General features: G+C 69.7%; 14 protein-coding genes and 1 tRNA gene. 4 read left to right on the top strand and 11 right to left on the bottom strand.

Annotation, left to right across the window (positions count from 1 at the left end):
* The first annotated feature begins 7 nt into the window (after window positions 1–7).
* The 3 genes from OG322_RS17865 (at window position 8) to OG322_RS17855 (ending at window position 2,086) form a co-directional block, all read left to right on the top strand.
* Window positions 8–727 (top strand): ABC transporter permease, encoded by a 720-nt coding sequence (locus OG322_RS17865; protein WP_123460497.1) that lies wholly within the window; start codon window positions 8–10, stop codon window positions 725–727.
* 297 nt (window positions 728–1,024) lie between these two features.
* On the top strand, window positions 1,025–1,720 hold the full coding sequence (locus OG322_RS17860) for a hypothetical protein (RefSeq protein ID WP_124284542.1): 696 nt from the start codon (window positions 1,025–1,027) through the stop codon (window positions 1,718–1,720).
* A gap of 277 nt (window positions 1,721–1,997) precedes the next feature.
* Window positions 1,998–2,086: transfer RNA gene (locus OG322_RS17855), tRNA-Ser, on the top strand.
* A 2-nt stretch (window positions 2,087–2,088) separates the two neighbouring features.
* Here OG322_RS17855 and OG322_RS17850 read toward each other — a convergent pair.
* The 9 genes from OG322_RS17850 to OG322_RS17810 all read right to left on the bottom strand — a co-directional run bounded on the left by OG322_RS17850 (window position 2,089) and on the right by OG322_RS17810 (window position 12,076).
* Window positions 2,089–2,910 (bottom strand): HAD family hydrolase, encoded by an 822-nt coding sequence (locus tag OG322_RS17850; RefSeq protein ID WP_123460499.1) that lies wholly within the window; start codon window positions 2,908–2,910, stop codon window positions 2,089–2,091.
* Window positions 2,907–4,196 carry a serine--tRNA ligase gene (serS, locus tag OG322_RS17845; RefSeq protein ID WP_123460500.1) on the bottom strand — a complete coding sequence of 430 codons (1,290 nt, stop codon included), beginning with the start codon at window positions 4,194–4,196 and terminating at the stop codon, window positions 2,907–2,909. The genes OG322_RS17850 and serS overlap by 4 nt, the downstream gene beginning before the upstream one ends.
* Window positions 4,197–4,859: 663 nt before the next feature.
* Window positions 4,860–5,795, bottom strand: a complete 936-nt coding sequence (pheA, locus tag OG322_RS17840) for a prephenate dehydratase (RefSeq protein ID WP_123460501.1) — start codon at window positions 5,793–5,795, stop codon at window positions 4,860–4,862.
* Window positions 5,796–5,822: 27 nt separating this feature from the next.
* A complete protein-coding gene (gene efeB / locus OG322_RS17835; protein ID WP_123462199.1) occupies window positions 5,823–7,133 on the bottom strand; it encodes an iron uptake transporter deferrochelatase/peroxidase subunit in 1,311 nt (436 codons plus the stop codon).
* Window positions 7,134–7,195: 62 nt separating this feature from the next.
* Window positions 7,196–9,190 carry a copper resistance CopC/CopD family protein gene (locus tag OG322_RS17830; protein ID WP_329306668.1) on the bottom strand — a complete coding sequence of 665 codons (1,995 nt, stop codon included), beginning with the start codon at window positions 9,188–9,190 and terminating at the stop codon, window positions 7,196–7,198.
* 14 nt (window positions 9,191–9,204) lie between these two features.
* Window positions 9,205–9,654, bottom strand: coding sequence for a copper chaperone PCu(A)C (locus OG322_RS17825; protein ID WP_123460503.1), 450 nt, complete (start codon window positions 9,652–9,654; stop codon window positions 9,205–9,207).
* Entirely contained in the window at window positions 9,651–10,304 is a 654-nt protein-coding gene (locus OG322_RS17820) for an SCO family protein (RefSeq protein ID WP_123460504.1), read from the bottom strand. Before OG322_RS17820 ends, OG322_RS17825 begins: the two co-directional genes overlap by 4 nt.
* Before the next feature lie 50 nt (window positions 10,305–10,354).
* Window positions 10,355–11,089 carry a YcnI family copper-binding membrane protein gene (locus tag OG322_RS17815; protein ID WP_123460505.1) on the bottom strand — a complete coding sequence of 245 codons (735 nt, stop codon included), beginning with the start codon at window positions 11,087–11,089 and terminating at the stop codon, window positions 10,355–10,357.
* 165 nt (window positions 11,090–11,254) lie between these two features.
* On the bottom strand, window positions 11,255–12,076 hold the full coding sequence (locus OG322_RS17810; protein ID WP_185095335.1) for a hypothetical protein: 822 nt from the start codon (window positions 12,074–12,076) through the stop codon (window positions 11,255–11,257).
* Between the two features lie 257 nt (window positions 12,077–12,333).
* Between OG322_RS17810 and OG322_RS17805 the strand changes: the two genes are divergently transcribed.
* Complete coding sequence (locus OG322_RS17805; RefSeq protein WP_329306667.1) at window positions 12,334–12,909, top strand: ATP-binding protein; 576 nt, start codon at window positions 12,334–12,336, stop codon at window positions 12,907–12,909.
* Window positions 12,910–12,960: 51 nt separating this feature from the next.
* Here the strand turns inward: OG322_RS17805 and OG322_RS17800 are convergent, their stop codons facing one another.
* Window positions 12,961–14,424: an aminopeptidase P family protein gene (locus OG322_RS17800; RefSeq protein ID WP_123460507.1), complete on the bottom strand. Its 1,464-nt coding sequence runs from the start codon at window positions 14,422–14,424 to the stop codon at window positions 12,961–12,963.
* Window positions 14,425–14,555: 131 nt separating this feature from the next.
* Entirely contained in the window at window positions 14,556–16,043 is a 1,488-nt protein-coding gene (locus OG322_RS17795) for a PP2C family protein-serine/threonine phosphatase (protein WP_329307744.1), read from the bottom strand.
* Window positions 16,044–16,462 lie beyond the last annotated feature (419 nt).

Here is a 16,462-nt window from a genome sequence, read left to right as displayed (position 1 = left end):
AAGCGTCATGTACGACCCCACAGTCGCCCGGCTCACCTACCGGGCCCTGCTCGGCCGGCGCCGGGCCGCCATCCTCTTCATCCTGCCCGCACTGCTGGTGATCATCGCGGTGGCGGTACGGATGTTCGCCGGGGCCGATGACCAGGTCGCCTCGGATGTGCTGGGCGGCTTCGCCATCGCCACCATGGTGCCGCTGATCGGCGTGATCGCCGGAACCGGAGCCATCGGTCCGGAGATCGACGACGGCTCGATCGTCTACCTGCTGGCCAAGCCGGTGACCCGGCCGACGATCATCTTCACCAAGCTGATCGTGGCCATCGCCGTGACGATGGTGTTCTCGGCGGTGCCGACCCTGGTCGCCGGCCTGATCCTCAACGGCAACGGCCAGCAGATCGCGGTGGCCTACACGATCGCCGCCCTGGTCGCCTCGATCGCCTACAGCGCGCTGTTCCTGCTGCTGGGCACGGTCAGCCGGCACGCGGTGGTCCTCGGACTCGTCTACGCGCTGGTGTGGGAGGCCCTCTTCGGCAGCCTGGTCCCCGGTGCGCGCACGCTCAGCGTCCAGCAGTGGTCTCTCGCGCTGGCCGAGAAGGTCGGCGGGGGCGGCGCCATCACCTCCGACGTCGGACTGCCGCTCGCGACGGTGCTGCTGATCGCGGTCACCGTGGCGGCGACCTGGTACGCGGGCCAGAAGCTGCGCACCCTGAAGCTCGCCGGCGAGGAGTGAGCGCAGAGAGCCTGCGACGCGACAACCCCCGTCCGGTGGACGGGGGTTGTCGCATGTCGGACAGTAATACGCGTAACTGTACGGATATCGGTTCGTTGTCCCGGATGCGTGGAGGCAACTGGAATCCGTGACGTCGAGCTTTCGTGAATTCGGGGAACGCCGATGCCGGTGGGACACGTCTGCGGACGGCGCCCACCGGGTCGGCCATTGAGCAAGTGGCAACCGTGAGCGTCCTCCGCCCCTGAAGCCCGGGGAGAGGGCTGTCCCCCGTCGCTTTCACGATCGGAAGGCCTGCTCATGCCCACGGAAGTGGCCCTGCTCGAATCGCGCGCGCTGCGCGTCGAACAGATGGAGCGCGTCGACGCTCTCGACAAGGTGAAGAGCCTTGTCATGCTCCCGGACGGAATCCATGTCCGCACAGAGGACGTGGCCCGTTACTTCGAAGTATCCACAGAGGTCGTCAAGAAGGTGATCCAGCGCCACCGCGCGGAGATGGAGGAGAACGGCCTCAGGCTGCTGCGCGGCTCTGACCTGCGCGTTTTTAATAGGGACATGATGTCCCTATTGGATGGCGGGGAGGGTGAAAGTTATCCACAGGCGCACGCGCAGCTCACGCTCTACACCCGCAGGACCGTCCTCAACGTCGCGATGCTTCTTCGCGACAGCGACATCGCGCGCTGCGTCCGTACGTACCTCCTCGACGCCGAGCAGGACCTGCGGGCGGGATACGCCTCGCTCGAACACCGCGTCACCCGGGTCGAAAGCTGCCTGGCCGGAGTCGGTACCGCCCTCCAGGAGCTGGGGCCGGTGCTCAACCGGATGTCGTTCAGGCTCGACAGCCTCGACCGGAGGCTGGAGGTCACGCAGCAGGTGATCGGTGCCATGAGCGTGCGGCTGGGCGGGGTGTCCGAGGACATCGTCCGGCTCGACGGGCGGATGGACGCGCTCGCGCGCGGTCTGAAGGATCTCAGCCGCCGCAACAGGAGCCGCTGACGAACCCCGGTGTCCGGTGCCACCCGGCACTCGCCGCCCGTAAATGAGTGGCACCGGACATCGGGCGCGCCGCACAGTAGGCAGTACGGCACCCGCCGGGAACGGCACCGCAGACCGGGAGAGGAGCGCGACGATGGCCGGAAGTCCGAGTCCGTCGAGCTCCCAGCAAGGCGTGCCCGAGCGGGCCGCGGAGTAGTCAGCGACTGCTCCGCCGAGCCGCTCCGAGCAGTACGCCGGGGCGGCCGTTCACGCGCATCGCGCGCGGCCGCCCTCCCCCGGAGGATTGGCCGAGTGGTAAGGCAGCGGCTTGCTAAGCCGTCGTCGGGGTCCCTAAACCCCGCGCGCGTTCGATCCGCGCATCCTCCGCCTCAGGCAGCCGGCCCCGAAGGCCGCTGGAGCAGCTGCTCCAGCACCACGGCGATCCCGTCGTCCTCGTTCGACGTGGTGACCTCGTGGGCCACGGCCTTCAGATCCTCGTGCGCGTTGGCCATCGCCACACCGTGCCGCGACCAGGCGAACATCGGGATGTCGTTCGGCATGTCACCAAAGGCGATCGTGTCCGCCGCCTTCACCCCCAGCCGGCGCGCGGCGAGCGAGAGGCCGGTGGCCTTGCTGAGCCCCAGCGGCAGGATCTCCACGACCCCGGGGCCGGCCATGACCACGTCGACCAGGTTGCCGACCGCCGCTCGGGCGGCCTTCGCCAGTGCGTCGTCGTCCAGATCCGGGTGCTGGATGTAGACCTTGTTGAGCGGGGCCGCCCACATCTCGGCCGCGTCCTGTATGAAGACGGCCGGCAGCGGACCCTCCTGCACGCGGTAGCCCGGACCGACCAGCACCTCGCCGTCCAGCCCGTCACGGCTGGCCGCCAGCGCCAGCGGGCCGACCTCCGCCTCGACCTTGGACAGTGCGAGACCGGCGAGCTGCCGGTCCAGGGTCAGCGAGGTCAGCAGCTTGCGCTCGCCCGCGTGGTAGACCTGCGCGCCCTGGCCGCAGACCGCCAGGCCCTCGTAGCCCAGGTCGTCCAGGATGTGCCGGGTCCACGGGACCGCGCGGCCGGTGACGATGATGTGCGCCGCACCGGCCGCGGTGACCGCGGCCAGTGCCTCGCGCGTGCGCCCGGAGACCGTGTCGTCCTCACGCAGCAGGGTGCCGTCGAGGTCGGTCGCGACGAGCTTGTAGGGAAAGGTCACTTGGCGACCGGCTCCAGAACCTCACGCCCGCCCAGGTACGGACGGAGCACCTCGGGCACCCGCACCGAACCGTCGGCCAGCTGGTGGTTCTCCAGGATCGCCACGATGGTGCGCGGTACGGCGCAGAGCGTGCCGTTCAGCGTGGACAGCGGCTGGAGCACCTTCTTGCCGTCGCGGGTGTCACGCATCCGCACGGACAGCCGGCGGGCCTGGAAACCGTCGCAGTTGGACGCGGAGGTCAGCTCGCGGTACTTGCCCTGCGTCGGGATCCACGCCTCGCAGTCGAACTTCCTGGAGGCCGAGGACCCCAGATCGCCGGTGGCGACATCGATCACCTGGAAGGGCAGCCCGAGAGCGGTGAGCCACTGCTTCTCCCAGTCCAGCAGCCGCTGGTGCTCGGCCTCGGCGTCCGCCGGGTCGACGTACGAGAACATCTCGACCTTGTCGAACTGGTGCACCCGGAAGATGCCACGGGTGTCCTTGCCGTACGTACCGGCCTCGCGGCGGAAGCACGGCGAGAAGCCCGCGTAGCGCAGCGGCAGCTTGTCCGCGTCGATGATCTCGTCCATGTGGTACGCCGCGAGCGGTACCTCGGAGGTGCCGACCAGGTAGTAGTCGTCCTTCTCCAGGTGGTACACGTTCTCCGCGGCCTGGCCGAGGAAGCCGGTGCCCTCCATGGCGCGCGGACGGACCAGCGCCGGGGTGAGCATCGGGATGAAGCCGGCCTCGGTGGCCTGGGCGATCGCCGCGTTGACGAGGGCGAGCTCCAGCAGTGCGCCGACGCCCGTCAGGTAGTAGAAGCGCGAGCCGGACACCTTGGCGCCGCGCTCCATGTCGATCGCGCCGAGCGCCTCGCCGAGCTCCAGGTGGTCCTTGGGCTCGAAGCCCTCGGCACCGAAGTCGCGGATGGTGCCGTGCGTCTCCAGGACGACGAAGTCCTCCTCGCCGCCGACCGGCACGTCCGCGTGGACGATGTTGCCGAGTCGCAGCAGGAGGTTCCTGGCCTCCTCGTCGGCCTCGTCCTGCGCCGCGTCGGCCGCCTTGACGTCGACCTTGAGCTGCTCGGCCTTCTTCAGGAGCTCGGCGCGCTCCTGAGGGGAGGCCTTGGGGATGAGCTTGCCGAGCGATTTCTGCTCGGAACGGAGTTCGTCGAACCGAACCCCGGACGACCTGCGCCGCTCGTCGGCGGAGAGAAGGGCGTCGACGAGTTCGACGTCCTCTCCACGGGCGCGCTGGGAGGCGCGAACACGGTCGGGGTCCTCACGAAGCAGGCGAAGGTCAATCACCCCTCCAGGCTACCGGTGTCGGCTTCCGTAGCTCGAACCGATATTGACGAGCGTGTCACTTTGCCCGAATTGCCGGTATTGGTAATGCTGGAGAGGAATCCTGGGCGAGTGCTTGGATGCCATCGTCAATAAAGAGGCCCTATTCCCCTAAATGGGGCAGAAGGGTTCATGGGTCTTGACGTATCAGCCTTGCCTGGAAGGGGAGTTGACCGCCACTTGTCCACAGGGAGGGGTGGTTCTCGAAAGTTATCCACAGGCTGTGAGGAAGATCTGTGGACGCGGAGGAGATCATTCCGAAAGTCGCGTGAAGCCTCATGGAATCCCGCTTCAAGCCCACCCAGCACGCTCGTCCGGGTGGGAATTCCTCGCCCTAAAGAGTTGATCAATGGAATTGAGGTGACACCGGGCGTCCTGCTGATCTGTGGACGGATCTGGGTGGACTGGGAGATTTGTCGACGATGTCGCATTGCGGTGTCGACTTGTCCCCAGGTCGAGACGCGTCCCTGTGGATAACTTTTCCGATGCCGATGATCCGCTGATCGCACCGGAAGAGCGGACGCGCGGAAGGGCAGGAGCGCGAGGGCACGCGGCCGTACGGGGCGAGACGCGTGGGCGTACGGGTGTGAGGCGAGTGGATGTTGGGGCCCGACAGGCCGCGGACCGTCAGGCCCGCCCGTCCTGGTTCCGGGCCAGCCAGTCCGAGGCCACCGTGAACTCCGCGTCCGACGTACCCGGACGCAGCCGGCGTACGTCCGCCGGCGTCACGCCCGCCCGCGGATAAGAGCCGAGGAAGCGGACGTTCGGGCAGATCCGCTTCAGCCCCATCAGCGCCTCGCCCACCCGGCGGTCGGAGATATGGCCCTCGGCGTCCACCGCGAAGCAGTAGTTCCCGATGCCCGCGCCCGTCGGCCGGGACTGGATCAGCATCAGGTTCACCCCGCGCACCGCGAACTCCTGGAGCAGTTCGAGCAGCGCACCGGGATGGTCGTCGCCCAGCCAGATGACCACCGACGTCTTGTCCGCACCGGTCGGCGCCGCCGGCCGGGCCGGGCGGCCCACCAGCACGAAACGGGTCTGGGCGTTCTCCGCGTCGTGGATCTCGGTCACCAGCGGTTCGAGCCCGTACGTCGCCGCGGCGAACTCACCGGCGAAGGCGGCGTCGTACCGCCCCTCCTGCACGAGCCGTGCACCGTCCGCGTTGGACGCCGCCGACTCCCATACGGCCTGCGGGAGGTGGGCGGCCATCCAGTTGCGTACCTGCGGCTGTGCGGCCGGGTGCGCGGTGACCGTCTTGACGTCGGACAGCTTGGTACCGGGGCGTACGAGCAGCGCGAAGGTGATGGACAGCAGCACCTCGCGGTAGATCATCAGCGGTTCACCGCTGGTCAGCTGGTCGAGGGTGGTGGTGATGCCGCCCTCGACGGAGTTCTCGATCGGGACGAGTGCCGCGGCGGCCGTGCCGTTGCGCACCGCGTCCAGGGCCGCCGGCACGGAGACCATCGGGACGAGCTCACGGGTGGCGGCTTCCGGGAGCGTACGGAGGGCGACCTCGGTGAAGGTGCCTTCGGGACCGAGATAGGCGTAGCGCGTGGCGGACATACCGTCACCCTAATGCGCCGTGGTGGCTCAGGACTCCAGCAACCGCTGTCCCACGTACTCCCCGGCCGCCGCACCACCCGGCACCGCGAAGAGGCCGCTCGCCTCGTGGCGGAGGAAGGGCGACAGGGCGTCTCCCCGGTCGAGTTTGCGCTGCACCGGTACGAAGCCCCGCAGCGGATCCGCCTGCCAGCAGATGAACAGCAGTCCGGCGTCCGGGGTGCCGTCCGTGGCGATGCCGTCGTGGTACGAGAACGGGCGGCGGAGCATGGCCGCTCCGCTGTTGCGCTCGGGGGAGGAGATCCGGGCGTGGGCGTTGTCGGGGATCAGCAGCTTGCCGTCGGGGCCCGCCTTGTCGAGATCCATGTCGGTGGTCTCGGTGCCGCCGCTCAGGGGGGCGCCGTCCGCCTTGCGTCTGCCGATGACCCGTTCCTGGCGCTCCACCGGGAGCTTTTCCCAGTCGTCGAGCAGCATCCTGATCCGCCGGACGACCGCGTACGAGCCGCCGGCCAGCCATTCGTACGTCGCTTCATCGGCGCCGGACGGGACGAAGACGCGCCGGTCGAAGTCGGTGTCGGCCGGTTTCGGATTACCGGTGCCGTCGATCTGGCCCATCAGGTTGCGGGCGGTCATCGGCTTGGCGGTGGCGCCGGGTGTGCGGTTGAACCCGTTCATCTGCCAGCGCACGGTGGCCGTCGAAGCGGCCTCCTTCTGTACGGCTCGCAGCGCGTGGAACGCGACGAGAGCGTCGTCGGCGCCGATCTGCACCCAGAGGTCGCCGTTGGAGCGGGCGGTGTCGAGGTGGTCGGCGGAGAACGGCGGCAGCGGGTCGAGTCCCGGTGGCCGGCGGCCGACCAGGCCCGTGCGTTCGAAGAAGGTGGCGCCGAAGCCGAAGGTGACGGTCAGTGAGGACGGCCCGGCATCCAGCGCGATGCCGGTGTCGTGCCCCGTACCGTCCGCCGCGCCACCGGCGGTGGGCTCGCCCGCCATCAGCCGCTGCGCGGCGGCTGACCAGCGGCGCATCAGGGCGGCCGCCTCCTTCCGGCCGGCGCCGGGGACCAGGTCGAAGGCGATGAGATGGCCGCTCGCCTGAAGCGGGGTGGTGATCCCCGGCTGATGTTTCCCGTGAAACATCACCTCTGAGGAGCCGACGGAGGTCAGCGCGGTCGGCGCCTTGTCCCGCGTCGCGGCGTAGCCGGTCGCACCGCCGGCCGCCCCGAGCACCAGCCCGGCGGCCCCTGCCACACCCGCCGAGCCGAGCAGCCGCCGCCGGGAGAGGGCGCCGGTGGTCCCGGGCACGGCATCTTCGCCGGGCCGCTTGTTCCCGGGGTGTGAACCGATGCCGTTGTTGGCGCTGGTTGCGTTGTCCGCGCTGTTTGAACTGTTTACGCTCACGATCCTGCTCAGCCGATCTTCACGTTCTTGTCGACCGTCGTCTGGTCGATGTCCGACGTCCGTACGGTCGCCGAGACGTTCCAGTTGCCCGCTATCGGGATCTGGACGCCGGTGGATGTCCAGTGCCCCTCGGCCAGCCGGACCGGGACCACCGGAAGGGGGCCGATGTCCTTGGACTTCAGGGTGAGGGCGACCTTCACCTCGGGGACGTCCATGGCCTTCCCGTTGACGTCCTCGATCCAGAGGTGGAGCACATTGGTCCCGGTACGGCCCGGGTCGATGTCCACCCGGACCGTGCCCTTGCCGTTCTCGCCGCCGGTGTCGAAAGGCAGCGTGAGGTTGACGGGACCGCTTGCCGCGGGGGCGGCGGCCGCGCTCGACGCACGGGCCGCCTCCTCCTCGGTACGGCCGGGCTCGGTCGAGGTCAGGATGGTGGTCACCGCCAGCAGAGCCACCGCGACGCCGACTTCGGCCAGCACCGAGCGGCGGAGGCCGGAGCGGTCGGGGTCGGCATCACGCACCCGCTTCCTCTCGGCGGTTGCCACGGCGGCCTTCTGGCGGGCGAGCTGGACGGCCCGCGCCGGGTCCTGCGAGGTGGCATCTTGCGACGCCGGGTCCTGTGACATCAGGTCCGGCTCCGGGTCGGGCGCGGCTTCGGCTGCGGGTGTGCCTGCTTCGGCCGCTGCCTCGGTCTCAGCCTTCGGGGCCGCGACCGCGACCCCGCCGGCCGCCAGCCGCGCCGTCCACCGGCGTGAGACCGATGCGACGCCGACGAGGACCGCGACGAGCCCCACCTTCACGAGCAGCAGCTGCCCGTACCCGGTGCCGGTCAGCGCGGACCATGAGCCGAGCTGGCGCCAGGACTGGTAGATCCCGGTGGCGGCGACCACGAGGACACTGCCGAACGCGATCCGGGAGAAGCGCCGTACGGCGTCGGCGGTGACGTCGGGGGTGCGGTACAGCGCGACCAGCAGGGCCGCGAGCCCGCCCAGCCAGGTCGCTACGGCCAGCAGATGGAGGACATCGACCGGCATGGCGATCCCCGGCTGGATACCGGTCGACGCGTGCTCGGCGAGGGCCCAGGTCCCGGCGATCCCGGCGGCGATGACCGCGCCGCCGATGGCGAGGCCGAAGGTGAGGTCCTTCTTCTCGCGCTCGTCCTCGCGCTTCGCGTAGGCCCCGAACAGCACGGCGATGAACAGCGCACTGGCACCGAGCAGCAGCAGCCGCGAGACGAGTGCGGCGCCGGGCTTGGTGTCGAGGACCGCCTTCAGCCCGTCGAGGTCGAAGGCGTCCGCGAGCTTCCCGGAACCGGTGTACGGGTTGCGCAGCAGCAGCATGGCGAGGGTGGCCGCGGTGAGGGTCATCCAGCCGCGCACCACGAGGCGTTGCAGCGGGCGCGCGCCCGCCCCGCGCTGCCAGCAGGCCAGCACGAAGGCGGCGCCGCCGGCGAGCACGATGAAGCCGGCGTACGCGGCGTAGCGCGCGATGTCGTAGAGCGTGCCGACGAGACCGCCCCCGGCCTCGTTCTCCGGGAGGGCGACGGTGGTCTCGGAGGGGGCGCCGATGGAGAAGGTGAAGGCGCCGGAGACCGGATGGCTGTCGGCGGAGACGGCCTGCCAGGCGACGGTGTACGTGCCGTCGGGCAGGCCGGTGTGCAGGGCGACGCCGTATTTCACGGTGGAGCCGCTGTGCAGATCGAGCGGGGCGGCCTCGGTGTCGGCGCGCTTGCCGTTCGGGTCCAGGATCCGGATGGAGCCCTCGCCCACGGCGACCTGCTCGGAGAAGGTCAGCGTGACCTGTTTGGGTGCGGTGTCGACCACCGCCCCGTCCTGCGGATCGCTCCCGGTGAGCGCGGCGTGAGCCGACGCGGGACCCGCGACCGCCAGCAGCAGACCGAACACCACGCCGACCAGAGCGGCGAGGAGTCCGGCCTTGGCGAGCGGCCGGCGTGTGGCGGATACGGACGGGGGCGGCCCGAAGTGCGGGGCGGTGGCTGTCATGGTCTGTCAGTCCCTCACTGCTTCTTCGGGTTGTGGGTGGTCTCCTTCACGGGAAGGTCGACCTTGATCGGGTCGGTCTTCTCGAAGTGCAGCTCCACGGACACCTTGTCGCCCTGCTTGGGCCGCTGCTTGAGCTTCATGAACATGATGTGGTTTCCACCGCGTTCCAGGTCCAGCTCACCGCCCGCGGGTACCGTGAAGGACGTCACCATGCGCATCGTCTGGTTCTTCGTCTCGTGGATCGTGACGTCGTCCGAGAGCGGGCTGGTGACGGAGGTGAGCCGGTCGGAGCTGCCGCCGCTGTTCTGCACGACGAGGAAGCCGGCCGCCATGTCGTTGACGGGCTGCGGCATGAACGCGCCGCTGACCTTCAGCTCCGGCTTGCTGTCCGAGGAGGAGCACCCCGCCAGCGTCAGCCCCGTGGAGAGGGCCAGGACGCCGGCGAGGGCGGTGCGGCGGTTCACGGCTTCTCCCCCTTGATGATCTTGGGGAGGTCCTTGGTGTAGTCGTCGGGCGTGGTGTCCTCGCCGTACAGCACGTACCCCTTGTCGGTCTTCGGGGAGAACGCGATGACCTGCGAGCCGTGCATCGAGATGACCGTGCCGTCCTTCTCCTTCTTCGGCGCGTCGATACCGATGCCGATCTGCCGGGCGCCCGCCTGGATGGTCGGGAAGTCGCCGGTGAGACCGATGAAGGACGAGTCCTGGGACTTGAGCCAGCTGCCCAGCGAGGACGGGGTGTCCTGCTCCGGGTTGGTGGTCACGAAGACGACCTGGAGCTTGTCCCGGTCCGCCTCGGGGAGGGACTTCTTGGCGATCGCGATGTTGCTCATGATGAGCGGGCAGACGTCGGGGCACGTGGTGTAGCCGAAGTAGATGAGCGTCGGCTTGCCCTTGGTCTTCTCGCGCAGGTCGTACTTCTTGCCGTGGGTGTCGGTCAGGACGAGATTCGGCTTGGTGAACGGATCGTCGAGCACCGTCGCGGCCTTGGTCCTCGCCTCCGTCGAGACGTCGGCGATCGGCTTCTTGCTGTCGTTGTCACTGCCGCCGCAGGCGGACAGGGTGAGTGCGGCCGCGGCGACGAGCGCCGCGGCCAGCACAGACTTCTTAACCATGGAGCACTGATTCCTGATGGGTCGGTGTAACGGGTGGGGCTTCTGGACGGTCAGGCGGTGCGCCGACGGCCGGCCAGCACGCCGAACGCGACACCTGCGACGCCGATGACGATGCCGACGACGCCGAGGACGCGGGCCGTGGTGTCGCTGGAGGAGGACGCCGAAGCGGTCGTCTCCTTGTCCTTCGACTGGTCCGCGGCAGCGTTCTTGCCAGTGGAGCCGGCGGCCGCGGCGCCGTGCGCGGCATCGGTGGCAGCCGTCAGCTTGAGGACCGGAGCGGGGCTCTCGGGCTCTTCGGCCCCGTCCTTCTGCTCCTCGATCCAGCGGACGACTTCCTTGTCGTCGTACGTCTGGATGGCCTTGAACACCAGTTGGTCGGCGTTCTCGGGGAGCTGGCCGACGGAGAGCGGGAACTGCTGGAAGCGGCCGGGCTCGATCTTGGCGCCGTCCGCGGTCCAGGTGACCTTGGAGACGGCCTCGTTGATCTTCTTGCCGTGCATGTCGAGCGGCTTGGCCAGCTTGCTGGTGGTGACGTCGATCTTCCAGCCGGGGATCGCCTGCGGCTGGACGGAGGCCAGCGGGTGGTCGGTCGGGAAGTTGACCTCGAGCTTGGTCGTCGCGGCGTCGTCGCGCTCGTTGGGGACCTTGAAGTTGATGACGGCGTAACCGCCCTTGGCGGCCTCGCCCTGCGGCTGGACGCTGACGTGGGCGGAGGCCGTACCGGCGAGGATGAGCACGGTGGACGCGGCGACGCCGCCGGCGAGGGCGATGCGGGAAACGTTCATGTCAGGGATCACTCCACAAAGCACGAAGGAAAGGTGCTCCGCCGCGCGGGTGCGCGACGGCATCGCGACACCTCTTCCTCACGAGCGGCGGGTGCGCGCCGACCCGCACCGGCACCGGAGAGGTGCCTGCGAGGGGCGCGCGTGCATCGCGTGGAGGGCGTCGCGTCAGGCTGCGAGAGCGCATACGGGCGGCGGCCCGCGTCTGATCACCATGTGCTGCAAGGGATCCCCGGTGACCGGGGGCGGTGCGTCCACGGCCGTACGGAGGGTGCACGGCCCGGTCGCCGGTCCGCCCGGAAGGCCGGCGCGCAGGGCGGACACGAGGACGAGCGCCGCGCGCAGCGCCCGCAGCCGGGCTGCGGCCGCGACCTGCTGGGCGCCGTGCGCCGACAGCCGGGCGAGCCGGAACAGGGCGATCTCACCGCGCCGCAGCAGCCAGCCGGTGGCCAGCGCTGCCAGCAGGTGGCCGAGCAGCATGGGCAGGCTGGGGAACATTCCGGCGAGGCCGGCCGCTCCGCCGGTGCCGGCCATGCCGCCGGAGGAGGCGGTGGCCAGGTGCTGATGGGCCTGCTCGGTCACCGATGCCGGGTCGATGCCCGCGGTGGTGACGATGCGATGGGCGTCGGTGGCGCTCAACTGCGCGGGGCCCGCCCCGCAGACGAGGCCGGCCGCGAACCGGATCAGCGAGTCCTCACCGGCCGCGGGCTGTTGCGTCGCGGTGTGCGTACCGACACCGAAGAGCGTGTGCAGTGCGATCTGTCCGCCGGCCAGGGCCGCCGCGATCGACGGCAGCGAGCGTTCGCGGCCGGCCAGTGGTACCGCCACCGCGAGAATCCCGAGGAATCCGGCGAGCAGGGTCCACCCGGGCACCGCCACGCAGGAGGCCAGTGCGTGTCCGGCCGCGGACAACACGACGCAGACCGCGGCGAACACCGCGGCCCTCAACAGCCGCAGACCGGCTCCGGCGCGTCCCACAGACCTAGACATGGCCGGGTCATCATCGCACTGCGACCCCGGCCGCCGTACGGCAGGTCCGGAAGGTCACCTTCCGCCCGATTGGCTGCGCACCGGGCTGTTGGGGATGGTTGCGGACGGGGTAGGAGACGCCTTGTGGGCGGGCATGCACAGGTGTGGCAAGCCCGGGTATCCGCCGAATGAGCGGTCTCACATCCCGTCTGTGCTTACGAACGGCATCGGGCGGCAATACGTATCGGTATGTCGAGCCGCAGCCAGGAGGCTGGAGCATGAGCATGTGGTGGTCACTCCATCTGCGGCGCGAAGCTGCGAGCGTTCCGCTCGCCCGTCGTTTCCTGCTCGGCACCATGGAATCCGCGGGCGTGGACCCGGACATCTCCTTCGACCTGTCGGTCGCGCTCAGCGAGGCCTGTGCGAACGCCGTCGAGCACGGCGGGGCCCATGGCGGCCCGGACGATGCCGGGAAGATCTGGGACGCATGGGAGGAGCCGTCCAGTACGGCCTGCGGGCAGTACCGGGTGACCGCATATCTGGACGGCGAGAAATGCCGCATCGAAGTCTCTGATTCCGGTCCCGGCTTCCCCGCCCGGCGCACGCATCGCGACGCCGCACAGCAACAGCACGATCCGTACCGACAGGAACCGCAGCAGTACGAACTGCGGCAGTTCCAGTCACAGCAGGCAGCGCATCCGCCGCTGGCCGCCGAGAGCGGGCGTGGCCTCTGCCTGATCGAGCAGCTCGCCGACCATGTCCACTTCGGCAACCGGCCGGGGCGCGGCGGCGCGGTGGTGAGCTTCGACAAGATCCTGAAATGGCGGGAGGACGCCCTGCTCATGGTGTCCTGAGCAGGGCGCCCTCCGGCGCGCGTCGGCGGCCCGTAACCGGCCGGTGGCAGGTCAGCCCTTGAGCCGGGCCATCCATGCCTCGACCTCGTCGGCCTGACGCGGCAGCTTGTCCGAGAGGTTCCGGTTGCCGTCCTCGGTGACGAGGATGTCGTCCTCGATCCGGACACCGATGCCGCGGTACTCCTCGGGGACGGTCAGGTCGTCGGCCTGGAAGTAGAGACCGGGCTCGACGGTGAGGCACACCCCGGGCTCCAGCGTTCCGTTGACGTACGACTCCGTCCGCGCGGCGGCGCAGTCGTGGACGTCCATGCCGAGCATGTGGCCGGTGCCGTGCAGGGTCCAGCGGCGCTGCAGGCCCAGCTCCAGGACCTCGTCCACGGACCGGTCGCCGAGCAGACCCCACTCGACGAGCTTCTCGGTGAGGACGCGCTGCGCGGCGTCGTGGAAGTCGCGGAAGCCGGCGCCGGGCTTCACCGCCGCGATACCGGCCTCCTGGGCCTCGTACACCGCGTCGTAGATCTTCCGCTGCAGCGGCGTGAACGTGCCGTTGATGGGAAGGGTGCGGGTCACATCGGCGGTGTAGAGGTCGTTGGTCTCCACGCCGGCGTCGAGCAGCAGCAGCTCGCCGGAGCGCACCGCGCCGTCGTTGCGCACCCAGTGCAGGGTGGTGGCGTGCGGGCCCGCGGCGCAGATCGAGCCGTAGCCGATGTCGTTGCCCTCGATGCGGGCGCGCAGGAAGAACGTTCCCTCGATGTACCGCTCGCTCGTCGCCTCGGCCTTGTCGAGGACCTTCACCACGTCCTCGAAACCGCGCGCGGTGATGTCGCAGGCCTTCGCCAGCTCGGCGATCTCGAAGGCGTCCTTGACCACGCGTGCCTCGGAGAGGAAGACCCGCAGCTCCTCGTCGCGCTCCGCGGTGACCTTGTCGGTCAGCGCGGCCTCGATGGCGGCGTCGTGGCCGCGGACGTTACGGACCGGGCCGGTGGCCTCGGTCAGCGCGGCGGGAAGCTCCCGTACGTCCTTCGCCGGGATACCGAGCAGCTGCTCGGCCTCGGTGAGGGAGTGGCGGCGGCCGACCCACAGCTCGCCCTGGCCGTCGAGCCAGAACTCGCCGTTCTCACGGTCCGAGCGCGGCAGCAGGTAGACGGTCGCCTCGTGGCCGCCGTCCTTCGGCTCCAGGACGAGGACGCCGTCCTGGGTCTGGTCGCCGGTGAGGTACGCGTACTCGGTGGAGGCGCGGAAGGCGTACTCGGTGTCGTTGGAACGGGTCTTCAGCCGGCCCGCGGGAACGACCAGCCGCTCGCCGGGGAAACGCGCGGAGAGCGCGGCGCGGCGGTCGGCGGTGTGCCCGGCCTGAGCGATCGGCTCCAGTCCGTGCAGCTCGGTGTCGGCCCAACCGGACTTCATGCTCGCGGCGAGCTCGTCGGAGACGCCCGGGTACAGGCCGTTCTTCCGCTGCTTGACCGGCTCTGCCTCTTCGGTCTCCGGGTTCTCCGGGGTGAGCTCCTCAGACACGACTTGTCTCTCCTTGATACGACACTGGGCCCCCTCCATCGTACGGGCGTACGAAAGGGGGCCCAGGGCCGGAAGACCTCTTACCAGGATTGCTCGGACCACCGTGAACGGACCGGCGGCACCGCGGCGGCTCAGTCGAACCGTGCGGCCAGCACCACCACGTCCTCGGTGTCGTCGCCCTGCTCGGGCCCGTCGGGCAGCATGGTGCGCAGCACATGGTCGGCGACCGACGCGGCGTCATGGCGCAGCGCCCTGGGGACGCTCGCCGCCGCCGAGTGGAGCCGGGCGAACGCCCGGTCCATCGAGTCCCCGGCCCGGCGCAGCAGGCCGTCGGTGTACAGCAGTACGGTCTCGCCGGGCGCCGGGGCGATCTCCACGCTCGGCGCCTCCCAGCAGGCGAGCATGCCCAGCGGCGCGGACAGGGTGGTCTCCACGTACTCGGTGCGCCGGTCGCCGACGATCAGCGGCGGGGTGTGCCCGGCCCCGGCCAGCAGGATCTTGCGGCGGGCGGGCTCGCAGTAGGCGAAGAGCGCGGTCGCGGAACGGGCGGGTTCGGTCAGCCGCAGCAGGAGCTCAAGATCGGAGAGTACGGCGACCGGGTCCTCGCCCTCCATCACCGCGTACGCCCGCAGGCCGGCGCGCAGCCGTCCCATCGCGGCCAGGGCGCTCGGCCCGGAGCCGCTCACCGAGCCGACGGCGAGGCCGAGCGCACCCTCCGGGAGGGCCAGCGCGTCGTACCAGTCGTTGCCGCCCTGGGGCGCGGCGTGATGGCGTATGGCCAGTTCCACGCCGGGAATCCGGGGCATCCGGCTGGGCAGGAGCTCCTCGGTGACGGTGGCGACATCGGTCCTGGCCCGCTCCAGCTCCAGCAGCCGGGCCAGGTGTTCGGCGGCGTACCCGGTGTACAGGCCGACCAGGTGGCGCTGGCGCTCCAGCGGCTCGGCGGGTTCGTCGTAGAGCCAGACGGCGGCGGCGAGCCGGCCGGTCCGGTCGGTGGTGATCGGCAGTGCGTAGCTGGCGGCGTAGCCGAGCCGGGCGGCGACCTCACGCCTGCGGGGGTCCAGGCCGGTGTCGCCGGGCAGGTCGGGGGTGGTCAGCGGGCCTTCGGCGTTGGGCAGACCTTCCAGGATCCGTCCGTAGGACGTGGCGCTGCGCGGCACCGTCTCGATCTGGCCGAGCTCCGCGTGGGCCAGTCCGAGGCCGATGGTGCTGACGGGGCCGCGGCGGTCGGACGGTTCGAACGCGATCAGCCCGCGGCGGGCTCCCACCAGAGCGGCTCCGGCGTCGAGCAGTTCGTGAAGTGCGTCGTCCAGGGTGCTGGTTCTGGCCAGCCGCTCGGTGAGTTCGTGCAGCGTGGTGAGGTCGGAGACCCAGCCCGCCAGACGGTCCTGGACGAAGGCACCGGGAGCGGCGGGCACCTCGGAGAGAGGCCCGTCAGTGTGCGTCGAAACCGGAACTGTGGGATCGATTCCAGCCACTTTCGGCAGGTGCGGGGCGCTCATGGTTGCCGGCTTTCCGACTGGTGTTTTTCGTCGAATAGCATCGCAAACCCCCATGTCATTCTGCGCCGCTATCAGTGCATCCACATGTACACGCACAAGTGAGGCGATGTCCAGCATTGTCCCCACGGGATTTGTGGTGTCCAAGTGATAACTAACTTGGCCAAAAAATGCACCCTGCGGAAGCTATTTGCGGTCGACTGGGTCTGCTCGGGCAGGAGGTGCCCTCGGGGTGAAGTCCCGAGGGGAGCGTCATTCCGGGCATGCTGGGTACGTAGTCGATAGATGGCCAGGGGTGGTTCCGACCACTCCCGGAACCTGGCAGCGGGCCCGGACGTCCTCATCTGTGACGGCCACGCCCCACCCCTGAGTGGCGAGGTTGTACGTACGGACGGCAGGCGCGATACGCGCCCTGCGCCCCGCCACGATTTCGACTGGAACCGGCTCGATTCGGCTCAGCACAGCTCACGCTCGGTAGCGACGACCAACCCGTACCGCAGGCTCGACGAGCATGTACACACAGTGAATTTCCGCACACG

Source organism: Streptomyces sp. NBC_01260 (genome assembly GCF_036226405.1).
In the GTDB taxonomy this organism is placed as follows: Bacteria; Actinomycetota; Actinomycetes; order Streptomycetales; family Streptomycetaceae; genus Streptomyces; species Streptomyces laculatispora.
Note: the sequence above shows the minus strand (reverse complement) of the source record. Positions and strands in the feature narration are given on the sequence as shown.